14 protein-coding genes, 1 pseudogene and 1 CRISPR repeat array are annotated in these 19,228 nt (G+C 56.3%); of the genes and pseudogenes, 8 read left to right on the top strand and 7 right to left on the bottom strand.

Annotation, left to right across the window (positions count from 1 at the left end; translation table 11 throughout):
• Positions 1-234 precede the first annotated feature (234 nt).
• From aqpZ to hcr, 4 genes are all read left to right on the top strand, one after another.
• Positions 235-930 carry an aquaporin Z gene (aqpZ, locus tag DG357_RS07650; RefSeq protein WP_088205016.1) on the top strand — a complete coding sequence of 232 codons (696 nt, stop codon included), beginning with the start codon at positions 235-237 and terminating at the stop codon, positions 928-930.
• Positions 931-1,110: 180 nt separating this feature from the next.
• Positions 1,111-2,010 (top strand): lysine exporter LysO family protein, encoded by a 900-nt coding sequence (locus DG357_RS07645; protein WP_028012543.1) that lies wholly within the window; start codon positions 1,111-1,113, stop codon positions 2,008-2,010.
• Positions 2,011-2,154: 144 nt separating this feature from the next.
• Entirely contained in the window at positions 2,155-3,807 is a 1,653-nt protein-coding gene (hcp, locus tag DG357_RS07640) for a hydroxylamine reductase (protein WP_088204926.1), read from the top strand.
• 10 nt (positions 3,808-3,817) lie between these two features.
• A complete protein-coding gene (hcr, locus tag DG357_RS07635; RefSeq protein ID WP_088204925.1) occupies positions 3,818-4,786 on the top strand; it encodes an NADH oxidoreductase in 969 nt (322 codons plus the stop codon).
• Positions 4,787-4,872: 86 nt separating this feature from the next.
• Positions 4,873-5,142: a CRISPR direct-repeat array (repeat unit 28 nt; unit sequence TTTCTAAGCTGCCTGTACGGCAGTGAAC).
• A gap of 162 nt (positions 5,143-5,304) precedes the next feature.
• Here hcr and DG357_RS07630 read toward each other — a convergent pair.
• On the bottom strand, positions 5,305-5,739 hold the full coding sequence (locus DG357_RS07630) for a DoxX family protein (RefSeq protein WP_063449197.1): 435 nt from the start codon (positions 5,737-5,739) through the stop codon (positions 5,305-5,307).
• A 151-nt stretch (positions 5,740-5,890) separates the two neighbouring features.
• Here DG357_RS07630 and poxB point away from each other — a divergent pair, with 151 nt between their 5' ends.
• From poxB to DG357_RS07610, 4 genes are all read left to right on the top strand, one after another.
• Complete coding sequence (gene poxB, locus DG357_RS07625; RefSeq protein ID WP_041910648.1) at positions 5,891-7,609, top strand: ubiquinone-dependent pyruvate dehydrogenase; 1,719 nt, start codon at positions 5,891-5,893, stop codon at positions 7,607-7,609.
• Positions 7,610-7,647: 38 nt separating this feature from the next.
• Positions 7,648-8,649, top strand: coding sequence for a low-specificity L-threonine aldolase (gene ltaE / locus DG357_RS07620; RefSeq protein ID WP_049136617.1), 1,002 nt, complete (start codon positions 7,648-7,650; stop codon positions 8,647-8,649).
• Between the two features lie 10 nt (positions 8,650-8,659).
• The gene (locus DG357_RS07615; protein ID WP_088204924.1) at positions 8,660-10,096 is read left to right on the top strand and encodes an SDR family oxidoreductase; all 1,437 of its coding nucleotides are present in this window, start codon (positions 8,660-8,662) and stop codon (positions 10,094-10,096) included.
• A gap of 91 nt (positions 10,097-10,187) precedes the next feature.
• On the top strand, positions 10,188-11,201 hold the full coding sequence (locus DG357_RS07610; protein WP_088205015.1) for an NAD-dependent epimerase/dehydratase family protein: 1,014 nt from the start codon (positions 10,188-10,190) through the stop codon (positions 11,199-11,201).
• Between the two features lie 123 nt (positions 11,202-11,324).
• On the opposite strand, the pseudogene DG357_RS23250 reads toward DG357_RS07610, so the two are convergent.
• The 6 genes and pseudogenes from DG357_RS23250 to gspL all read right to left on the bottom strand — a co-directional run bounded on the left by DG357_RS23250 (position 11,325) and on the right by gspL (position 19,218).
• A pseudogene (locus DG357_RS23250) lies at positions 11,325-13,150 on the bottom strand (glycoside hydrolase family 19 protein).
• 133 nt (positions 13,151-13,283) lie between these two features.
• Positions 13,284-13,724, bottom strand: a complete 441-nt coding sequence (gene iagB / locus DG357_RS07600; RefSeq protein ID WP_048959679.1) for a type III secretion system invasion protein IagB — start codon at positions 13,722-13,724, stop codon at positions 13,284-13,286.
• 102 nt (positions 13,725-13,826) lie between these two features.
• Complete coding sequence (locus tag DG357_RS07595) at positions 13,827-16,553, bottom strand: glycosyl hydrolase family 18 protein (protein ID WP_088204923.1); 2,727 nt, start codon at positions 16,551-16,553, stop codon at positions 13,827-13,829.
• Between the two features lie 255 nt (positions 16,554-16,808).
• Complete coding sequence (locus DG357_RS07590) at positions 16,809-17,606, bottom strand: prepilin peptidase (RefSeq protein ID WP_088204922.1); 798 nt, start codon at positions 17,604-17,606, stop codon at positions 16,809-16,811.
• Entirely contained in the window at positions 17,603-18,088 is a 486-nt protein-coding gene (gspM, locus tag DG357_RS07585) for a type II secretion system protein GspM (protein WP_045261799.1), read from the bottom strand. The genes DG357_RS07590 and gspM overlap by 4 nt, the downstream gene beginning before the upstream one ends.
• A complete protein-coding gene (gene gspL, locus DG357_RS07580) occupies positions 18,085-19,218 on the bottom strand; it encodes a type II secretion system protein GspL (RefSeq protein ID WP_088204921.1) in 1,134 nt (377 codons plus the stop codon). Before gspL ends, gspM begins: the two co-directional genes overlap by 4 nt.
• Between the last annotated feature and the right edge of the window lie 10 nt (positions 19,219-19,228).

Genomic DNA, 19,228 nt, shown 5'->3' with positions numbered 1-19,228 from the left:
AACCCTGGCACGACAGCAGAACATTCACCCTTGCGGGATTTGAACTATGCTCTATTTACCGCTGATTTGAACAAGGATTAACATCACATTGCCTTAAATCAAATTAACCGAATTTATTTAAGTGGCGAAGGGATGTTGTTGGTTTTTAAAATACGGGCTCTTTGAGTCGTCATCCCTTTATGGCGATATATCCCGCGCGCGGGAAAACGCGTGGAAAATTATTTTGAGGTGGTTATGTTTAGAAAATTGGCAGCAGAATGCTTTGGTACATTCTGGCTGGTATTTGGTGGCTGCGGTAGCGCCGTTCTGGCAGCAGCATTCCCGGAATTAGGTATTGGTTTTGTCGGCGTCGCGCTGGCATTTGGCTTAACCGTATTAACCATGGCTTTCGCCGTGGGGCATACTTCCGGCGGTCATTTTAACCCGGCGGTGACATTAGGCTTATGGGCGGGCGGACGTTTCCCGGCGAAAGAGGTTATTGGCTACATCGTGGCGCAGGTGGTTGGCGGTATTATTGCGGCGGGCGTGCTGTACGTCATTGCCAGCGGTAAAGCAGGCTTTGACGCGGCGGCCAGCGGCTTCGCCTCTAACGGCTTCGGCGAACACTCTCCGGGCGGTTATTCCATGCTTTCTGCCATTGTAATTGAAATTGTACTGACCGCAGGCTTCCTGCTGGTGATCCACGGTGCAACCGACAAACACGCGCCTGCAGGCTTCGCGCCCATCGCCATTGGTCTGGCGCTGACGCTGATCCACCTGATCTCCATTCCGGTGACCAACACCTCCGTTAACCCGGCGCGCAGCACCGCCGTCGCCATTTTCCAGGGCGGCTGGGCGCTTGAGCAGCTGTGGCTGTTCTGGGTGATGCCGATCGTCGGCGGTATTCTGGGCGGCGTGCTGTACCGCACTCTGCTGGAAAAACGCGATTAATCTTTCCCTCCCTCTCCCCGTGGGAGAGGGTCGGGGTGAGGGCAACAGGCCGCACCCCCACATAGACACAAGCCGGGTAAGGCGCAGCCGCCGCCCGGCTTTCTTTTGCCGCTTTACTGAGCAGCCTTTATTGGGTAGTGTCTCTGGCGCTTAACAGAAACTCAAAAGGACCGGCTGTTCATGTTTTCAGGACTCCTCATTATTCTGCTGCCCCTGATTGTGGGCTATCTTATTCCGCTGCGTCATGAATCGGCCTTAAAGCTTATTAACCGTTTTCTCAGCTGGATTGTTTACGTCATTCTGTTCTTTATGGGGATCAGCCTGGCCTTCCTGGATAATCTGGCGACAAATTTACTTTCCATCCTGCATTATTCTGCGGTCACCGTGGTGGTTATTTTGCTGTGCAATATTGCCGCCCTGCTGTGGCTGGAACGCACTATTCCGTGGAAAAATAATCACCACCAGGAAAAGCTTCCCTCCCGAATTGCAATGGCGCTGGAATCATTAAAGCTCTGCGGCGTCGTGGTGCTTGGATTTCTTCTGGGCCTTACCGGATGGACATTTTTGCAGCACGCGACGGACGCCAGCGAATATACCCTGATCTTCCTGCTGTTCCTGATTGGTATTCAGCTGCGAAATAACGGTATGACGCTGAAACAGATCGTCCTGAACCGTCGGGGAATGATCGTTGCCGTTATGGTTGTCGTCAGCTCCATGGTCGCGGGCGTGATTAATGCCTTTATTCTCGATCTGCCGCTAAAAACCGGCCTGGCGATGGCCTCCGGGTTTGGCTGGTACTCTCTCTCCGGTATTCTGCTGACCGAATCCTTCGGCCCGGTGATCGGCAGCGCTGCCTTCTTTAACGATCTGGCTCGAGAGCTGATTGCCATCATGCTGATCCCGGGTCTGGTTCGCCGCAGCCGCTCGACGGCACTGGGCCTGTGCGGCGCCACGTCGATGGACTTTACCCTGCCGGTCCTCCAGCGTTCGGGCGGGCTGGAGATGGTGCCCGCAGCCATCGTTCACGGCTTTATTTTGAGCCTGCTGGTTCCCGTCCTGATGGCGTTTTTCTCTGCCTGATACCTCTGTGGCGGTAGGGCTCCTGCCGCCAAAATTGCGCTAAATCAATCTCCCTCTATTTTGTCGCAGAAAGCTCTTTTCACCGTTCTGGCACAGGCATACCCTTAAACATGTATATTAAATATAACTTTTACAGGTGTGATTATGTTTTGTGTGCAATGTGAACAAACCATCCGTACCCCGGCAGGCAATGGCTGCTCTTACGCGCAGGGTATGTGCGGTAAAACCGCAGAAACATCAGACCTGCAGGATCTGCTGATAGCCGCCCTGCATGGTCTTTCCGCCTGGGCCTTCAAAGCCCGTGAATACGGCATCGTCGACCATTACGTCGACAGCTTCGCGCCGCGCGCGTTTTTCTCCACGCTTACTAACGTCAACTTCGATTCTCCGCGCATCGTCGGCTATGCCCGCGAAGCGATTGCCCTGCGCGAAGCTTTGAAAGCGCAGTGCCTGAATGCCGATACCAGTGCCCGCGTGGACAACCCAATGGCGGAGCTTCAGCTGGTGAGCGACGACCTGGGCGAGCTACAGCGCCAGGCCGCAGAATTTACCCCTAATAAGGACAAAGCGGCGATCGGCGAGAACATCCTCGGCCTGCGTCTGCTGTGCCTGTACGGCCTGAAAGGTGCAGCGGCCTATATGGAACACGCGCACGTTCTCGGGAAGTCAGATAACGACATTTACGCCCAGTACCACAAAATTATGGCGTGGCTCGGCACCTGGCCTTCCGACATGAACGCCCTGCTCGAGTGCGCAATGGAAATCGGCCAGATGAACTTCAAGGTCATGAGCATTCTGGATGCCGGTGAAACCAGCACCTACGGTCATCCGACCCCGACGCAGGTCAACGTCAAAGCGACCGAAGGCAAATGCATCCTGATTTCCGGCCACGACCTGAAAGATCTCTACAACCTGCTGAAGCAGACCGAAGGCACCGGCGTTAACGTCTATACCCACGGCGAAATGCTGCCCGCCCACGGCTACCCGGAACTGCGTAAGTTCAAGCATCTGGCGGGTAACTACGGCAGCGGCTGGCAGAATCAGCAGGTAGAGTTCGCCCGCTTCCCTGGCCCTATCGTGATGACCTCCAACTGCATCATTGACCCTACCGTGGGCGCGTATGACGACCGCATCTGGACCCGCAGCATCGTCGGCTGGCCGGGCGTGAGCCACCTTGAAGGCGACGATTTCGGTCCGGTTATTGAGCAGGCGCAGCAGATGGCGGGCTTCCCGTACAGCGAAATCGAACATCTGATCACCGTTGGCTTCGGTCGCGAAACGCTGCTGGGTGCGGCAGATTCTCTGATTGACCTCGTCAGCCGTGAAAAGCTGCGCCACATCTTCCTCGTTGGGGGATGCGACGGCGCGCGCGGCGAGCGTAACTACTTCACCGATTTCGCCACCAGCGTGCCGGATGATTGCCTGATCCTGACCCTGGCGTGCGGTAAATACCGTTTCAACAAGCTGGACTTCGGCAACATCGAAGGCCTGCCGCGCCTGATTGATGCAGGCCAGTGCAACGATGCTTACTCGGCCATCATTCTGGCGGTCACGCTGGCGGAAAAACTCGGCTGCGGCGTGAACGATCTGCCGCTGTCGCTGGTGCTCTCCTGGTTCGAGCAGAAAGCGATCGTCATTCTGTTGACCCTGCTTTCTCTCGGCGTGACCAACATCGTAACCGGCCCGACCGCGCCAGGCTTCCTGACGCCGGACCTGCTGGCGGTGCTGAACGAGAAATTCGGTCTGCGTTCCGTGACCAACGTTGAAGATGATATGAAGCAACTGCTGAGCGCGTAAGGAGCGATTCATGACCATGCCAACCTCACAATGTCCGTGGCGGATGCAGATTCATCACATCCATCAGGAGACGCCGGATGTGTGGACGCTGTCGCTGCTCTGCCACGACTACTATCCGTACCGTGCGGGCCAGTATGCGCTGGTCAGCGTTCGCAACTCGGCGGACACGCTTCGCGCCTATACGATCTCCTCCACGCCGGGCGTGAGCGAGTACATTACGCTCACTATCCGCCGCATTGATGACGGTGCAGGCTCCCAGTGGCTGACCCGTGACGTGAAGCGCGGGGATTACATCTGGCTGTCTGACGCGCAGGGGGATTTCACGTGTGACGACAAGGCAGACGATAAATTCCTGCTGCTGGCGGCGGGCTGCGGCGTAACGCCGATCATGTCGATGCGCCGCTGGCTGGCGAAGAACCGCCCGCAGGCCGACGTGCAGACAATCTTCAGCGTGCGCTCTCCGGAAGATGTGATTTTTGCCGAGGAGTGGCGTAACTATCCGGTGACGCTGGTGGCGGAACACAACGCGACCCACGGTTTTGTGCCCGGTCGCCTGAGCCGCAAGCTGCTGCAAAGCGTGCCGGACATTGCGAACCGTACCGTGATGACCTGCGGCCCGGCGCCGTACATGGATATCGTGGAGAAAGAAGTTAGAGCGCTTGGCGTGACCCGCTTCTTCAAAGAGCAGTTCTTCACGCCGGTGGCGGAAGCGGCAACCAGCGGGATTCAGTTCACCAAACTGCAGCCCGCACAGACCTTCTTTGGCCGCGTGGGCACCACGCTGCTGGAAGCGCTGGAAAGCAACAAGGTGCCGGTAGTCGCGGCCTGCCGTGCGGGCGTGTGCGGCTGCTGTAAAACGAAAGTGGTTTCCGGGGAATATACCGTCACCAGCACCATGACGCTGTCCGACGCGGAAATTGCCGAGGGTTACGTGCTGGCGTGCTCGTGCCACCCGCAGGGGGATCTGGTCCTCGCATAAGCAATAAACGTTCGTTCGTAGGCCCGGTAAGCGTCAGCGCCACCGGGCTTTTTTGCCGGGTGGCACTGCGTTTACCCGGCCTACGTTGTGCATGCTGCCTGTACGGCAGTGAACTGCAGGAATTGCACTTTCTCTCCTGGCCGTCGTTTTCTAAGCTGCCTGTACGGCAGTGAACTCTTATGTTCAATACCCTTACGTATATCGTGGATTTCTAAGCTGCCTGTACGGCAGTGAACACCCAAAAATACAGCAAGCGATGGAGAGTCTTTTTCTAAGCTGCCTGTACGGCAGTGAACGGCTGTGGATCGCGCGTGGGTGTTGTTCCGGCTTTCTAAGCTGCCTGTACGGCAGTGAACTGGAACAATCTACACCTATCACCTTGTCAGATAAAGAATTCCCCTAAAAAATACCCTTTAAACCCTTTTTTCATCACAAATAATTCCGCTTAATAAAATCAAACACTTAAAAACCACCAATAAAAAAGGGTCCAGAGACCCTTATATTTTTAGCACCCAGCTTTATTGCCACGCAGGCGCTTTCCCTAACGCAAACCGCCCTGCCCCTAAACACGCCACCGCCAGCGAGCCAACAAAGAAGTACACCAGACTTTCAATCGCCCATGCCCCAACCTTATCGAGCGCGAACGTTTCACCCATTCCCACCATCAGCCATGCCACGATCATCGTAAACGCCAGCACCAGCGCGGCCGGGCGCGTAAAGAGCCCGACAATAATCAGGATCGGTGCCACCACTTCGCCAATCAACACGCCGTAGGCAATAAATCCCGGTAGCCCTTTCTCTACCAGCATGCCGCTGATAAAGCCCACGCCACCAAACAGCTTATGCAAACCGTGAAAAAGCATCAGCCCACCGACGGCAAGTCGTAACAAGAGTTTGCCAAGATCGTCGCACGATAGCTTTTCATTAACAGCAATTAACAATGATTTAACCATTTGAAATTATTCCTGTTTTCACTGAGGCATCACCAGATTATGCCGAAGCGTGGCGCATGAAAAGCACCTTTTAAATGGGGGGATTTGACGGGCAATACAGTGACTTTCTTCTAAGCTTGTAAGCGATATCACAAAAAGGAGACGGACAACCATGAAACAAACCGTGGCTGCATATATAGCGAAAACGCTCGAACAGGCTGGCGTAAAACGTATCTGGGGCGTGACCGGCGATTCCCTGAACGGGCTTAGCGACAGCCTGAACAAGATGAAAACCATCGAATGGATGCCGACCCGTCATGAGGAGGTCGCTGCCTTCGCCGCCGGTGCCGAAGCGCAGCTCACAGGAGAACTGGCCGTGTGTGCAGGCTCGTGCGGACCTGGCAACCTGCATCTGATCAACGGCCTGTTCGACTGTCACCGTAACCACGTGCCGGTGCTGGCGATTGCCGCCCATATCCCCTCTTCCGAAATCGGCAGCGGCTATTTTCAGGAGACGCATCCGCAGGAGCTGTTCCGTGAATGCAGCCACTACTGTGAGCTGGTTTCATCCCCGGAGCAGATCCCGCAGGTGCTGGCGATCGCCATGCGCAAAGCCGTACTAAACCGTGGCGTTTCCGTGGTCGTTATCCCGGGAGACGTGGCGCTCAAGGCTGCGCCTGAAGGGGCCAGCACCCACTGGTATCACGCTCCGCAGCCGGTGGTAACGCCAGCCGAAGAGGAGCTGAAAAAGCTGGCGCAGCTGCTGCGCTACTCCAGCAATATCGCCCTGATGTGCGGCAGCGGCTGTGCGGGCGCGCATAAAGAGCTGCTGGAATTTGCCGGAAAGCTTAAAGCGCCGATCGTCCACGCCCTGCGCGGCAAAGAGCACGTCGAATACGATAACCCGTACGATGTGGGCATGACCGGGCTGATCGGTTTTTCTTCCGGCTTCCACACCATGATGAACGCCGACACGTTGATCCTGCTCGGCACCCAGTTCCCGTACCGCGCGTTCTACCCGACGGACGCCAAAATCATTCAGATTGATATCAACCCGGCCAGCATCGGCGCGCACAGCAAGGTCGATATGGCGCTGGTGGGCGATATTAAATCCACCCTTGCCGCCCTGCTGCCGCTGCTGGAAGAGAAAACCGACCGCAAATTCCTTGATAAGGCGTTGAGCGACTACCGCGACGCGCGCAAGGGGCTGGACGACCTCGCCAAACCGAGCGACAAAGCCATTCATCCGCAGTATCTGGCGCAGCAGATCAGCCATTTTGCGGACGACGACGCTATTTTTACCTGCGACGTCGGCACGCCAACCGTCTGGGCGGCGCGCTACCTGAAGATGAACGGCAAACGTCGCCTGCTCGGCTCGTTCAACCACGGCTCAATGGCCAACGCCATGCCGCAGGCGCTGGGGGCAAAAGCGACGGCACCGGAGCGTCAGGTCGTGGCGATGTGCGGCGACGGCGGGTTCAGCATGCTGATGGGGGATTTCCTGTCAGTGGTGCAGATGAAGCTTCCGCTGAAAATCGTGGTCTTTAACAACAGCGTGCTGGGCTTCGTGGCGATGGAGATGAAGGCCGGAGGCTATCTCACGGATGGCACCGAGCTGCACGACACCAACTTTGCCCGCATCGCCGAAGCGTGCGGCATCACCGGCATCCGCGTCGAGAAAGCCTCCGAGGTGGATGAAGCCCTGCAGCGCGCCTTCTCCATCGACGGTCCGGTACTGGTTGACGTCGTCGTCGCCAAAGAAGAGCTGGCGATCCCGCCGCAGATCAAACTGGAACAGGCCAAAGGTTTTAGCCTCTACATGCTGCGCGCCATCATCAGCGGGCGCGGTGACGAAGTGATCGAACTGGCAAAAACCAACTGGCTCAGGTAAAACGTTTCGCATGACCTCTTAAAATAAAGGGATGTGAAATGATTGATTTGCGTAGTGATACCGTTACCCGCCCGAGCCGCGCCATGCTCGAAGAGATGATGGCCGCCCCGGTCGGGGACGACGTCTACGGCGATGACCCGACGGTCAACGAACTGCAGCGCTATGCGGCAGAGCTGAGCGGCAAGGAGGCCGCGCTGTTCCTGCCGACCGGCACGCAGGCTAACCTGGTGGCGCTGCTCAGCCACTGCGAGCGCGGCGAAGAGTATATCGTCGGCCAGGGTGCGCATAACTACCTGTACGAAGCTGGCGGCGCGGCGGTGCTCGGTAGCATCCAGCCGCAGCCGATTGACGCCGCGCCGGACGGCTCCCTGCCGCTGGATAAAGTCGCGGCAAAAATCAAAGCTGACGATATTCACTTCGCCCGCACCAGGCTGCTCAGCCTCGAAAACACCCACAACGGTAAAGTGCTGCCGCGCGAATACCTGAAAGCGGCGTGGGAATTCACTCGCGAGCGCAGGCTCGGCCTGCACGTCGATGGCGCACGCATTTTCAACGCCGTGGTGGAGTACGGCTGCGAGCTGAAAGAGATAACGCAATATTGCGACTCGTTCACCATTTGCCTCTCAAAAGGGCTGGGTACGCCGGTGGGTTCGCTGCTGGTCGGCAGTGCAGACTACATCAAGCGCGCCAACCGCTGGCGTAAAATGACCGGCGGCGGCATGCGTCAGGCGGGCATTCTGGCGGCTGCGGGACTGTACGCGTTAAAAAATAACGTGGCGCGCCTCAAGGACGATCATGACAACGCCGCGTGGATGGCAACGCAGCTGCGCGAGATCGGCGCGGACGTGATGCGTCACGACACCAACATGCTTTTTGTGCGCGTGGGCGACGAGCACGCCGCTGCGCTGGGTGAATTTATGAAAGCGCGTGGCGTGCTGATCAACGCCTCCCCGGTCGTGCGCCTGGTGATGCATCTCGACGTGAGCCGCGAACAGCTGGCGGACGTGGTGAAACACTGGCAGGCGTTTTTACAGCGTTAAGGAGCATCACGTGCCGCAACGTATTCTGGTGCTCGGTGCCAGCGGATATATCGGTCAGCACCTCACTACTGCATTAAGCCAGCAGGGGCATCAGGTGCGGGCAGCGGCACGCAATACCGAGCGCCTGCAAAAGCTTGGTTTGCCTGGCGTGACCTGTCACAACGTCGATCTCAACTGGCCGAAGGAACTTTCCGCGCTGCTGGAAGGGGTCGACACGCTTTACTACCTGGTCCACAGCATGGGCGAAGGCGGGGATTTCATTGCCCACGAGCGGCAGGTGGCGATGAACGTCCGCGATGCCCTGCTGCAAACGCCGGTGAAGCAGGTGATTTTTTTAAGCTCGCTCCAGGCACCCGAACACGAGCAGTCCGACCATCTGCGCGCCCGCCAGCTGACGGCAGACACGCTGCGCGGGGCGAATATTCCCGTCACCGAACTGCGCGCCGGGATCATCGTCGGCGCGGGTTCCGCCGCCTTCGAAGTAATGCGCGATATGGTCTACAACCTGCCGGTGCTGACCCCGCCGCGCTGGGTGCGCTCGCGCACCACGCCGATTGCGCTGGAGAATTTGCTCCACTATCTGGTGGCCCTGCTGGATCACCCGGCAGAGCAACACCGCGTGCTGGAGGCGGCAGGCCCGGAAGTGCTGAGCTATCAGGAGCAGTTCGAACATTTCATGCGCGTCAGCGGACGCCGCCGCTGGCTGATCCCCATTCCCTTCCCGACCCGCTGGATATCGGTGTGGTTTTTGAATGTCATCACCTCGGTTCCCCCAACGACTGCCAAAGCGCTGATCCAGGGGCTAAAGCACGATCTGCTGGCGGACGATCGCGCGCTGCGCGCCTTGATCCCCCAGGCGTTGATCCGCTTTGACGACGCGGTGCGCCATACGCTGAAAGAAGAAGAGAAGCTGGTGAACTCCAGCGACTGGGGCTACGACGCGCAGGCCTTTGCCCGCTGGCGCCCCGAGTACGGCTATTACCCGAAACAGGCGGGCTGCACGGTAAAAACCTCTGCCAGCCTTCACGCGCTGTGGGAGGTGGTGAACCAGATCGGCGGCAAAGAGCGCTATTTCTTCGGTAATATCCTCTGGCAGACGCGCGGTGCGATGGATCTGCTGGTCGGTCACCGGCTGGCGAAAGGCCGCCCGGCGCATCCGTATCTTAAGCCAGGCGATGCGGTCGACAGCTGGAAGGTGATCGTCGTCGAGCCGGAAAAACAGCTGGCGCTACTGTTCGGCATGAAGGCGCCGGGGCTGGGGCGGCTCTGCTTTACGCTCAAGGACAAAGGCGACCATCGGGAACTGGACGTTCGCGCCTGGTGGCACCCACACGGGATGCCGGGTCTGTTCTACTGGCTGTTTATGATCCCCGCCCATCTGTTTATCTTTCGGGGAATGGCAAAACGCATTGCGCAACTGGCAGAACAAAAGACGAAAATAAGTTAATAAAACCCTCTTTCTTTCACCTTTCCCATTGCAACACATCGTAATTCACGAAAGAATGCGCACGAAATTCTTTTCAACACAGTGGATTGATATGAAGGTACTGGTTACCGGGGCGACCAGCGGCTTAGGCCGAAATGCGGTCGAATTTCTGCGCAACAAGGGCATCAGCGTCAGGGCCACCGGTCGCAACGAAGCGATGGGGAAACTGCTGCAAAAAATGGGCGCGGAGTTCGTCCATGCCGACCTGACGGAGCTGGTCTCCTCGCAGGCGAAGGTGATGCTCGCCGGTATCGACACGCTGTGGCACTGCTCCAGTTTTACCTCCCCGTGGGGAACCCAGGAAGCCTTCGATCTCGCCAACGTGCGCGCCACGCGTCGTCTGGGCGAATGGGCCGTCGCCTGGGGCGTGCGTAACTTTATCCATATCTCCTCCCCGTCGCTCTATTTTGATTATCACCACCATCGCGACGTGCAGGAAGATTTCCGCCCTACTCGCTTTGCCTGCGAGTTTGCCCGCAGCAAGGCGGCCAGCGAAGAGGTGATCGACCTGCTGGCGCAGTCAAACCCGCATACCCGTTTTACCGTCCTGCGCCCGCAAAGCCTCTTCGGACCGCACGACAAAGTGTTTATTCCGCGTCTGGCGCAGATGATGCACCACTACGGCAGCGTGCTGCTGCCGCGCGGCGGCGATGCGCTGGTGGACATGACCTATTACGAAAATGCCGTCCACGCCATGTGGCTGGCAAGCCAGCCGGACTGCGATAAGCTTATCTCCGGTCGCGCCTATAACATCACCAACGGTGAACCGTGCACGTTGCGCAGCATTGTGCAGCGGCTGATTGATGAACTGCAGATCGACTGCCGTATCCGTTCCGTGCCCTACCCGATGCTGGACATGATCGCCCGCAGCATGGAGCGTTTTGGCAGTAAATCCGCCAAAGAGCCCGCGCTGACGCACTACGGCGTATCGAAGCTTAACTTTGATTTTACGCTGGATATCACGCGCGCGGAGACTGAGCTGGGGTATAAGCCGATTGTGACGCTGGATGAAGGCATTGTGCTCACGGCGGCGTGGTTACGGGATCACGGGAAGTTGCACCGCTAGCCTTTTTGCCCGGTGGCGGCTTCGCCTTACCGGGCCTACATCCCCTCGCCCCTCCGGGGAGAGGGTTAGGGTGAGGGGAAAGTGCAGATACTAAAACGGCAACCTTTCGGTTGCCGTTTGCTTTTACAGAGCCGTCCAGGCATCAGCCCAGCCAGACCTGCGCCTGGTTCATAGTATGCCGGGGAGTTGTTACACCAGCCGCTGTACGGGAACGGTTTGCACTGGAACAGTTTACCGTGGTTGTTCACGATATCACCTGCGTTGTACTTGCTGTTCGCGCTCCACGCCTGGTAAGCACCTTCGTCACCTGATGGCGTTGCCGCTTTCGCTTTCACGTTCAGCAGGTAAGTGGTGGTATTGCTCAGCTCGCCATCGCTGACGGTCAGGCTGATTTCAATCTGCTGCGCCGTTGCGGACTCAGGCGCCTTGAAGGTCACCACCGCTTTATCTTCGCCGGTCACAGTCTGGCCATCCTGAGAATGCCAGGTGTAGGTCAGCTTGTTGCCGTCCGCGTCGGTAGAGCCTTCCGCGCTCAGAGAAACCTGTGCGCCCGCTTCAACGGCACCGATTGGACCCGCAATCTGCGCAACCGGCGCGTGGTTCACCGCAACAGGTTCAGCCGGGGTTTCATCCGGCGTTGGCGCTGGAGCTGGTGCCGGCGTTTCATCTTCTGAAGGCGTTGGCGCTGGCGTTACCGGGGTTTCGTCCGGCGTTACGGCAGAGCCGTCATCGTTCACGATATTGACGTTATAGAACTTCTGCACGCACTTGGTATAGTCGCCGTCTTTGAACGCGCTGAACGGCGTCTGGTAGCCCACCAGCTGGCACGAGTAGGTCTTACCGTCTGGCGTATCCGCGCTCCATCCCCAGTCCTGCTCCCAGTAGATCTTCAGGGCGCCGGCACCGTATTCGTCGAACTGCTTCATGTTGGCGCAGCCCAGCACTTCATTGGCCGGAACAGGCACTTTCAGGTAGTTCGCGAACTCTTTGTAGTACTTGATACGGTTCTGAGACTGAGCAATTTCAGTCGGGCCGCCGCACTCTACGCCGCCGTTGATGATCTGGGTGGTCACACCGAAGCCAGGGACCAGACCGTTGGCTTTATCATGATCGTTCGGCTGCCACGTGCCGTCGATAACCTGCAGCATGCTTGGTTTTGGCGGCTGCGGGTAGGCGAAGAAGAAGATCGCGCTCGCCAGGTTCAGCCAGGTATCCGCCACCAGCTCAGGTTTATCCAGCAGGGTACGCACGTCGCCGTACATTGCTTCGGAGAACGGACCGTAGTTGTAGTTGTAGGACAGTTGCTTCGCGCCGCGACCGAAGTAGCTCAGGAAGTCGCCGTCTTTATCCTTACCGCACGGCCAGGTCTGGCCCTGCCATACTTTCGGGTCACATTCGCCGTTATAGCCGCCCTTCTGCCCTTCGCTCCAGCCCATTTCACGCACGTGGACCAGCGCCTGACGCCACTCGGCTTCCGGACGCCAGCTTTCGTGGCCGCCGGTTTCCTGGGCAAAGTGGGCAAACATGGTGGCCAGCTCTTTGCGGCAGATCGCATCGCTGTCGCGACCGTCGTTATAGGTCTTACACAGCGCCGGGAATTTACCTACGGCTTTCAGGAAGTTGCTGTAGGTGTAGGCCTGAGCGCGCAGCGGGAAGAGATAATCCCAGTCGCTGGCCTTCACGATCCCTTCCACGCGCTTAACGTTGTCCGGGTTCGCCGCACGGCCTGGCTCAATCATTTCGACCTGCGCGTTATCAAGAGTCTGAATCGTCTCTTTAACGGAGGTCATCAGCGGGAAGTTAGTGAGCTCCTGCTCTTTCTTCGCCAGATCGCTGGCTTTCATGGTGTACGGCTCGCCGGTGGTCGCCTGCAAAGAGGCAGCCTGCGCCATAAAAGGTGCAACGCAAGCACCAGCAACAAGTACACTCAGTAACGTCCTTTTGTTCATTTCAATATTCCTGTTTCAGTAAGATTAAAAAAAGAATCCCGGTTTATGTATTAATCCATTAATAAATAAACCACAGACAGCTGTTTTCACTTTTCGAAGAACACCAAAAGGAATTCTTCAAAAATAAAAAACGTTAATAACGCGCTGCTAATTTCAACTCTTGATATTTTTTCCAGACTTTGTGGGCATACATCATACGCTGCGGATAGTTCTCTCTTTTTAATCCGGCGTTATAAGCCCCTACTGCTTCCCAGTTATAACCGTAGACCTTAATCATGTTTGAGAGAATCGACGCTCCCACCATAATTGAGGTACAGGGTTCGGCCATCAACCGATACTCATCAATGCCTTTTCTCTCAAGCTCCGTAAAGTGTGAGCTGTTTATTTGCATTAATCCGACATCGCGTGTGCCATCATGATTTTGCCCTACCGCATACGGGTTCATCCCCGATTCAACGTTAGCGATGGCGTACAGCAAATAAGGATCGACATGATAATAGTGCGCGGCGTTATTCCAACAGTTTGCCAGTGCGCCGTGGCTTATTATCAATAATAACAAGATGAACTTTTTCATTTTTACCTGCTGACATTTTCGGTTATTTCTCCTGGCCAACATCCTGTAAAATGAAGTTTGAATTGCTCCCCCCAATAAGGGGGGAGCATTTATTGGGCTAGATTATTTGCAGTCTGTTGCTGCGCCTTCTTTTACCCATACGTCGCTGTTGGCCGGGTTATCACCACGGGTCCACCATTTGGCACGGTAAACGCTGCCCTGGTAAGTGGTGGTATCACCGCCGTTATAGACCAGGTCAGAACGCCAGTTCATCTTCACGTTGCTCACCAGTTCCCATGCATCCACACCGAAGCCAGGCTGGTTGCCCTGCGTCCAGTACTTCGCTTTCCACACCAGATGGTCGAAGCTTACGGTATCGCCATTGTTGTAGATTTTGCTGGCATCCCACGCAGCATATTTGCTGGCGTTAGCATCGACAGGCGCGTCGCAGCCACCGGTTGCAGAACCTTCGTCAGATGGCGGAGTCACATCATCAGCCGGAGGGGTCACATCATCAGCCGGAGGGGTCACATCGTCAGCCGGAGGGGTCACCTCATCAGCCGGTGGCGTTACGTCAGCCGGTTTTGGATTCACAGTCACCTGCACGTTAGACTGCACGCTGGTTTTACCATCCGTCACAACAACGCTCAGCGTGTAAGAAGAGGTATTGTTCACCTCTGGCGCAGTGATGCGAACGTTAGCAGTATCGGTACCCGTTGCGTTCATATCAGCCGGTACGCTCCAGCTGTAGGTCAGCGCATCGCCATCAGGATCGGAGGCTTGTGCATGCAGAGAAATCGCTTCACCGGATTCAACGGTAACGGATTCCATGGCATTGATCACCGGAGCCTGGTTGGCCTTAGGCGCTTTGTTCACTACCTGTACGTCGATAGCGTTGCTCAACCCTTTCGCGTCGGTCACGGTCAGGCGGAACACCAGGTTCTGATCGCTGGTCACGGCCGGTACGCTGAAGCTGGCTTTCGCTTTGGTGCTGTTCGCCAGGGTCACGGTGGCGCCGGAAACCTGCGTCCATTTATAGGTCAGCGCATCGCCGTCCTGGTCGCTGGAGGCTGAGCCGTCGAGCGTGACAGTCGCCGGGCCCGTTACCGTCATGTCGGTTGCAGAAGCGACCGGCGCATGGTTGGTTACAACCGGCTCAACAGGCGTAGAGCTGCCGCCCAGCAGGCTTTCGTTCATGGCATTCAGGATATCGCCGTTATCGGATTCGATAGACCATGCGAACAAACCACCCAGGTTTTTGCTCAGGACGTATTTGCCTTTCGCATTGACGGAACGGGCGTTATCGTATGTCACCAGCTCACCGGTGGATTTGTTGAACACGTACGGCGCTTCTGCTGCTTCGTCGTATTTGTATTCCCAGCCTGGTTTGCCCAGCATCTGGTTTACAATCTGACGGTAGTCAACAATACCGTTTTCCCATGTCCCTTTGATTGGACCCGTCGCGGTACCGGTGAATGGATTGTCACCCGTGTAACCGTGAACGCCGGTCCAGCCGCGGCCATACATGCCCGCACCGACGACGATCTTGCCAGGCTGAACGCCCTGCGCCAGCATCTCTTTCACTGCGTTATCGGTGGTGTAGTTGGTATCTGGTTTCCAGGACGCACCGTACAGCGCGGTCTGGTGGCCCAAATCGGTATTACTCCACGCACCGTAGAAGTCGTAGCTCATCAGGAAGATATGGTCGATGTACTGCTGCGCGGTGTTGTAGTCCACGTCTTCGATCTTATCTTTACCTGCACCGATTGCCGTGGTCAGCTCGTAGGTACGGCCAGTTTCCGCAGACAGCTCGTTCAGCATCTGACGCAGGTCATGCATCAGCGCGGTGTAAGTCGCTTTGTCGGTCTGCGGGTTACCCAGCTTGGCGTTCTCACCGCCGCCGCCCGGGAATTCCCAGTCGATATCCACACCGTCGAACACTTTCCAGGTGGTCAGGAAGTCTTTAACGGACGCAACGAAGCGGTCACGCAGCACTTTGTTATCCATCTGATAGAACGGGTCAGACAGAGTCCAGCCGCCTACGGATGGCAGGATTTTCAGATCAGGATGGGCTTTTTTCATCGCCATCAGCTGGCCGTAGTTGCCTTTGTACGGGTCGTCCCAGTTGCTTACACCCTGCTGAGGTTTTTGCAGCGCAGCCCACGGGTCGTGGATCGCCACGGTGTAGTCCTGGCGGCCCTGACAGGCGCGTTTCAGAGACTCCAGCGCGCCGGAGGATTTGGCGCTGTCGTTAATGCCGTCGCCGCCACAGATTGGAATGAAGCCGTACAGCAGGTGGTTAATGTTCGCGACAGGAATTTTGTCTGCCGAGAAGTTACGGTCGTACACGCCCCACTCAGGGAAGTAAGCGCCAACCACTTTATCGGTGTGCTGCGCGAACGCTTTGTTGTTTTCCAGCAGCGGGGTGTTCAGAGGAAGCAGGTGGCTACCGTCGGTATCCGCCACGATGATCAGCTTGCTGGCGCTCTTGGTGCAGCCGCTGTCGTTACACAGCTCAACCTGCTCCTGATAGCGTCCGCCTTTCTTCACTTTAAAGGTTGCAGAGCCTGCGGCACTACCCGCACCGGTCCAGACGGTCTTGCCGTCCAGCAAAACTTTTGCAGACGTTGGGGCATCGCCGCTCCAGACGTTCCACTCCACCTTCACGTCAACGCCATCTTTATGCACTTTGATGAGGTTGTTGTAGTCCTGTGCCGCCTGATCCACCTCTACCAGCGCAAACTTATCATTGCCTGATGTAATTGACGGTGTACCCGGCGCCGCTGCAAATACTGAGCTTGTTGCGGCTGCAACAAAAAGCGCCAGATATTTAGGCTTCATAAATTTCATTTTTTATTTCCTGATAAATTTATTCGTAACGTAATAATCCATGTCTTCCTTGAGAGCATGGAGTCTATTTGCGTAATGCGTATTTAACCAACCTGAAAACCGTGACAAAAAACGTTTTGCTGCGTTGTATTCCCCCATAAAAAGATACAAGCCCAAATTCCGTGTAGCTTATATCTTTTACGATACACTGAGCGCAAAGAGACATCCTTCTCTTCCACCGTCAAAAAAACTTATAAAAAAACTTGACCTGTATATTTAAAATATGAAAGCAAACTGCTGTCCAATAAACACGACTATTCCAGCAAATGACAGATAGGGTCCGAAAGAAATAGTGAGGTTATTTTTATTTAAATTATTTAACGCGAAATAGCCCGCGATACCGCTCAACGCTGCGGCAAGTTCAATTGAAGGCAGCGCCTGCCAGCCGCACCAGGCGCCTAAGGCCGCCAGCAGCTTAAAATCGCCGTAGCCCAGCCCTTCCCGCCCTGTCAGCAGGCGAAAGGCCCAGTAGAGCAGCCAGAGCGACAGATAGCCTGCTACCGCACCGAACAACGCGTCCTGCAACGGCAATCTGTGGTCAAATGCATGGAGTAAGAGACCTGCCCACAACAGCGGCTGGGTCAGGCAGTCCGGGAGAAGCTGATACTGCCAGTCGATCATCGCCAGTGGCAGTAAAAACAGCGCGAGTAACCACAGCGAAAACAACCCCTGAACGTCCGGCATGCACCAGGCCGTAACGCCAAAAAACAGCGCCGAGAAAAGTTCGATCAAAAATAACCGCAGCGGGATGGTCGTGCCGCACTGGTGGCAGCGTCCCCGTAATAACAGCCAGCTGACCAGGGGGATATTTTCCCATGCAGCAAGCGTGTGCTGGCACACCGGACAGTGCGAGGCAGGAAAGAGCAGATTGCCGCTTCCCTCTTCATCCATCACGATCCCCGGCAGGCGCTCGGCAACAACGCCAAGAAAACTGCCCATAATCCCGCCCAGGATCGCACTCATTATCGGAAAACTAACCGGGCAGGCCTCCCTGATCAGCGAGAAGGTATTCATGCGTTTTTTGCCCAGGTGAGCTGCACCTGCGCTTTTACATCGCTGAGATGGTCAACCGGCGTAAGGTTTATTTTTTGCAATCTGACGCCGGAGGTTTGATTAATTTCGCGCAGCCAGTTTTTTAATTCATAAACATTTACCCGATTAACCACGAACGATAAAGTTTGTCCCTCCTGTCGCACGTCCGTCAGCGACAGGTTAATTTCATTGGCGCTTTTCTCGACCACCGTGCGAGGATTATCCGTTTTGACTAACTGAACCTGAAGATGATTTTTATCAATTTCATTGCGCATCCAGTTAAGCGTCTCTTTTTGTCTTTTAAGCGTCGATTTACTATTTTGAATCATATTATCCAAAGGGATGACTCCTGCGTAATACACTGCAGCCCCAAGCAGGGCAACGATGCAGAGTTTTAAAATAACTTTCTCCCGGGCGCTGTAGTTCTGGTAGCGTGATTTCAGCTGCGCGATTCGCTCTTTCATTTATGTTTCCCTGCGATCATGGCGGTATAGGGTTTGGTGGTTGAAACAGGCTGTAAGGTAAAATCGAAATTCTCACGGGTCTGGTTAACAAACGCCTGCAACGCGGGCTGGTTTTGCGCGCTAACGCTCAGCGTCAGCGTGTTTTGCTGAGCATCGTATTCCAGCAGATCGATTTCCATCGCAGGCACTGACTGCCGGGCGGCCGCCAGCTCGTCCAGCTGAAGGAAGATCCCCTTACTCTGTTTTTTGACGTTCTGACCAAAGTGATATTTGATATTGGTCTGGTGACGCATGCTGGGGAAATGGTGCTTATACACCTGGAGGATCTCCTCCTGTATCTGGTTTTCCTGCTGCACCAGCATCCAGGCCATCGCAACGCGCGGCCCCAGCAGCAGGCCAACGGACAGCAGGCCCGCAATTGCCACTGCGGCTTTCATGCTTTTCGCGACACGCCCGTTACCGGCCTTAAGGCTGAATTCACCGTGAAGCAGATTCACGCGACAGGCCTGCCACTGCGGCTGGATCAGCACCAACGGATGCTGCCAGGGCTGGGCAATGTCGACGTCCACACCAGCAGGCGCTTCGCCGTAACAGCACACCTCCCCCTCTCCGGCCTTCTGCATCAGAAGCGGCAGCAGGCTCGCTTCCATTTCGCTGGCAACATGCGGTGATAAACGTAGCCAGTAGCCGTCGTCCTGAGCGACAAGAGTACTTCCGCCAGCCGTCACGGGCAGCAGCCAGGCATCCGGCAGCACCTGGATCACTTTTAACCCCGCCTCCTGACAGCGGCTTAACCACCCGCGCAGCAGATCGGCGTCTATCGCAACCGCATCAACCTCAGCGCCTTTTTTGTTCAGCACCGTCCAGTGGAGATTATCCACCTCGCCAATCAGCGTCTCTTCCGCCATCCAGGAGAATGCCGTCGCCTGAGAGGCGACTTTCTTCGGCAGCGTAAAATGGCGGAAGATCATGCTGCTGGCGGGCAGCAGCAGACAAACACGGGCCGCCAGTGGGTGGTCCGCCAGCGCGTCCAGGCTCTCCAGCGTCTCAACCTGCTGGCTGCCGGAGACACACCCCATTATTTTCCCGCCCTCGCGGTTATCGGGACGAACAAAAAGTACCTGTTTCATAGCGATCTAC

Source organism: Enterobacter bugandensis (genome assembly GCF_900324475.1).
GTDB classification, from domain to species: domain Bacteria; phylum Pseudomonadota; class Gammaproteobacteria; order Enterobacterales; family Enterobacteriaceae; genus Enterobacter; species Enterobacter bugandensis.
Note: the sequence above shows the minus strand (reverse complement) of the source record. Positions and strands in the feature narration are given on the sequence as shown.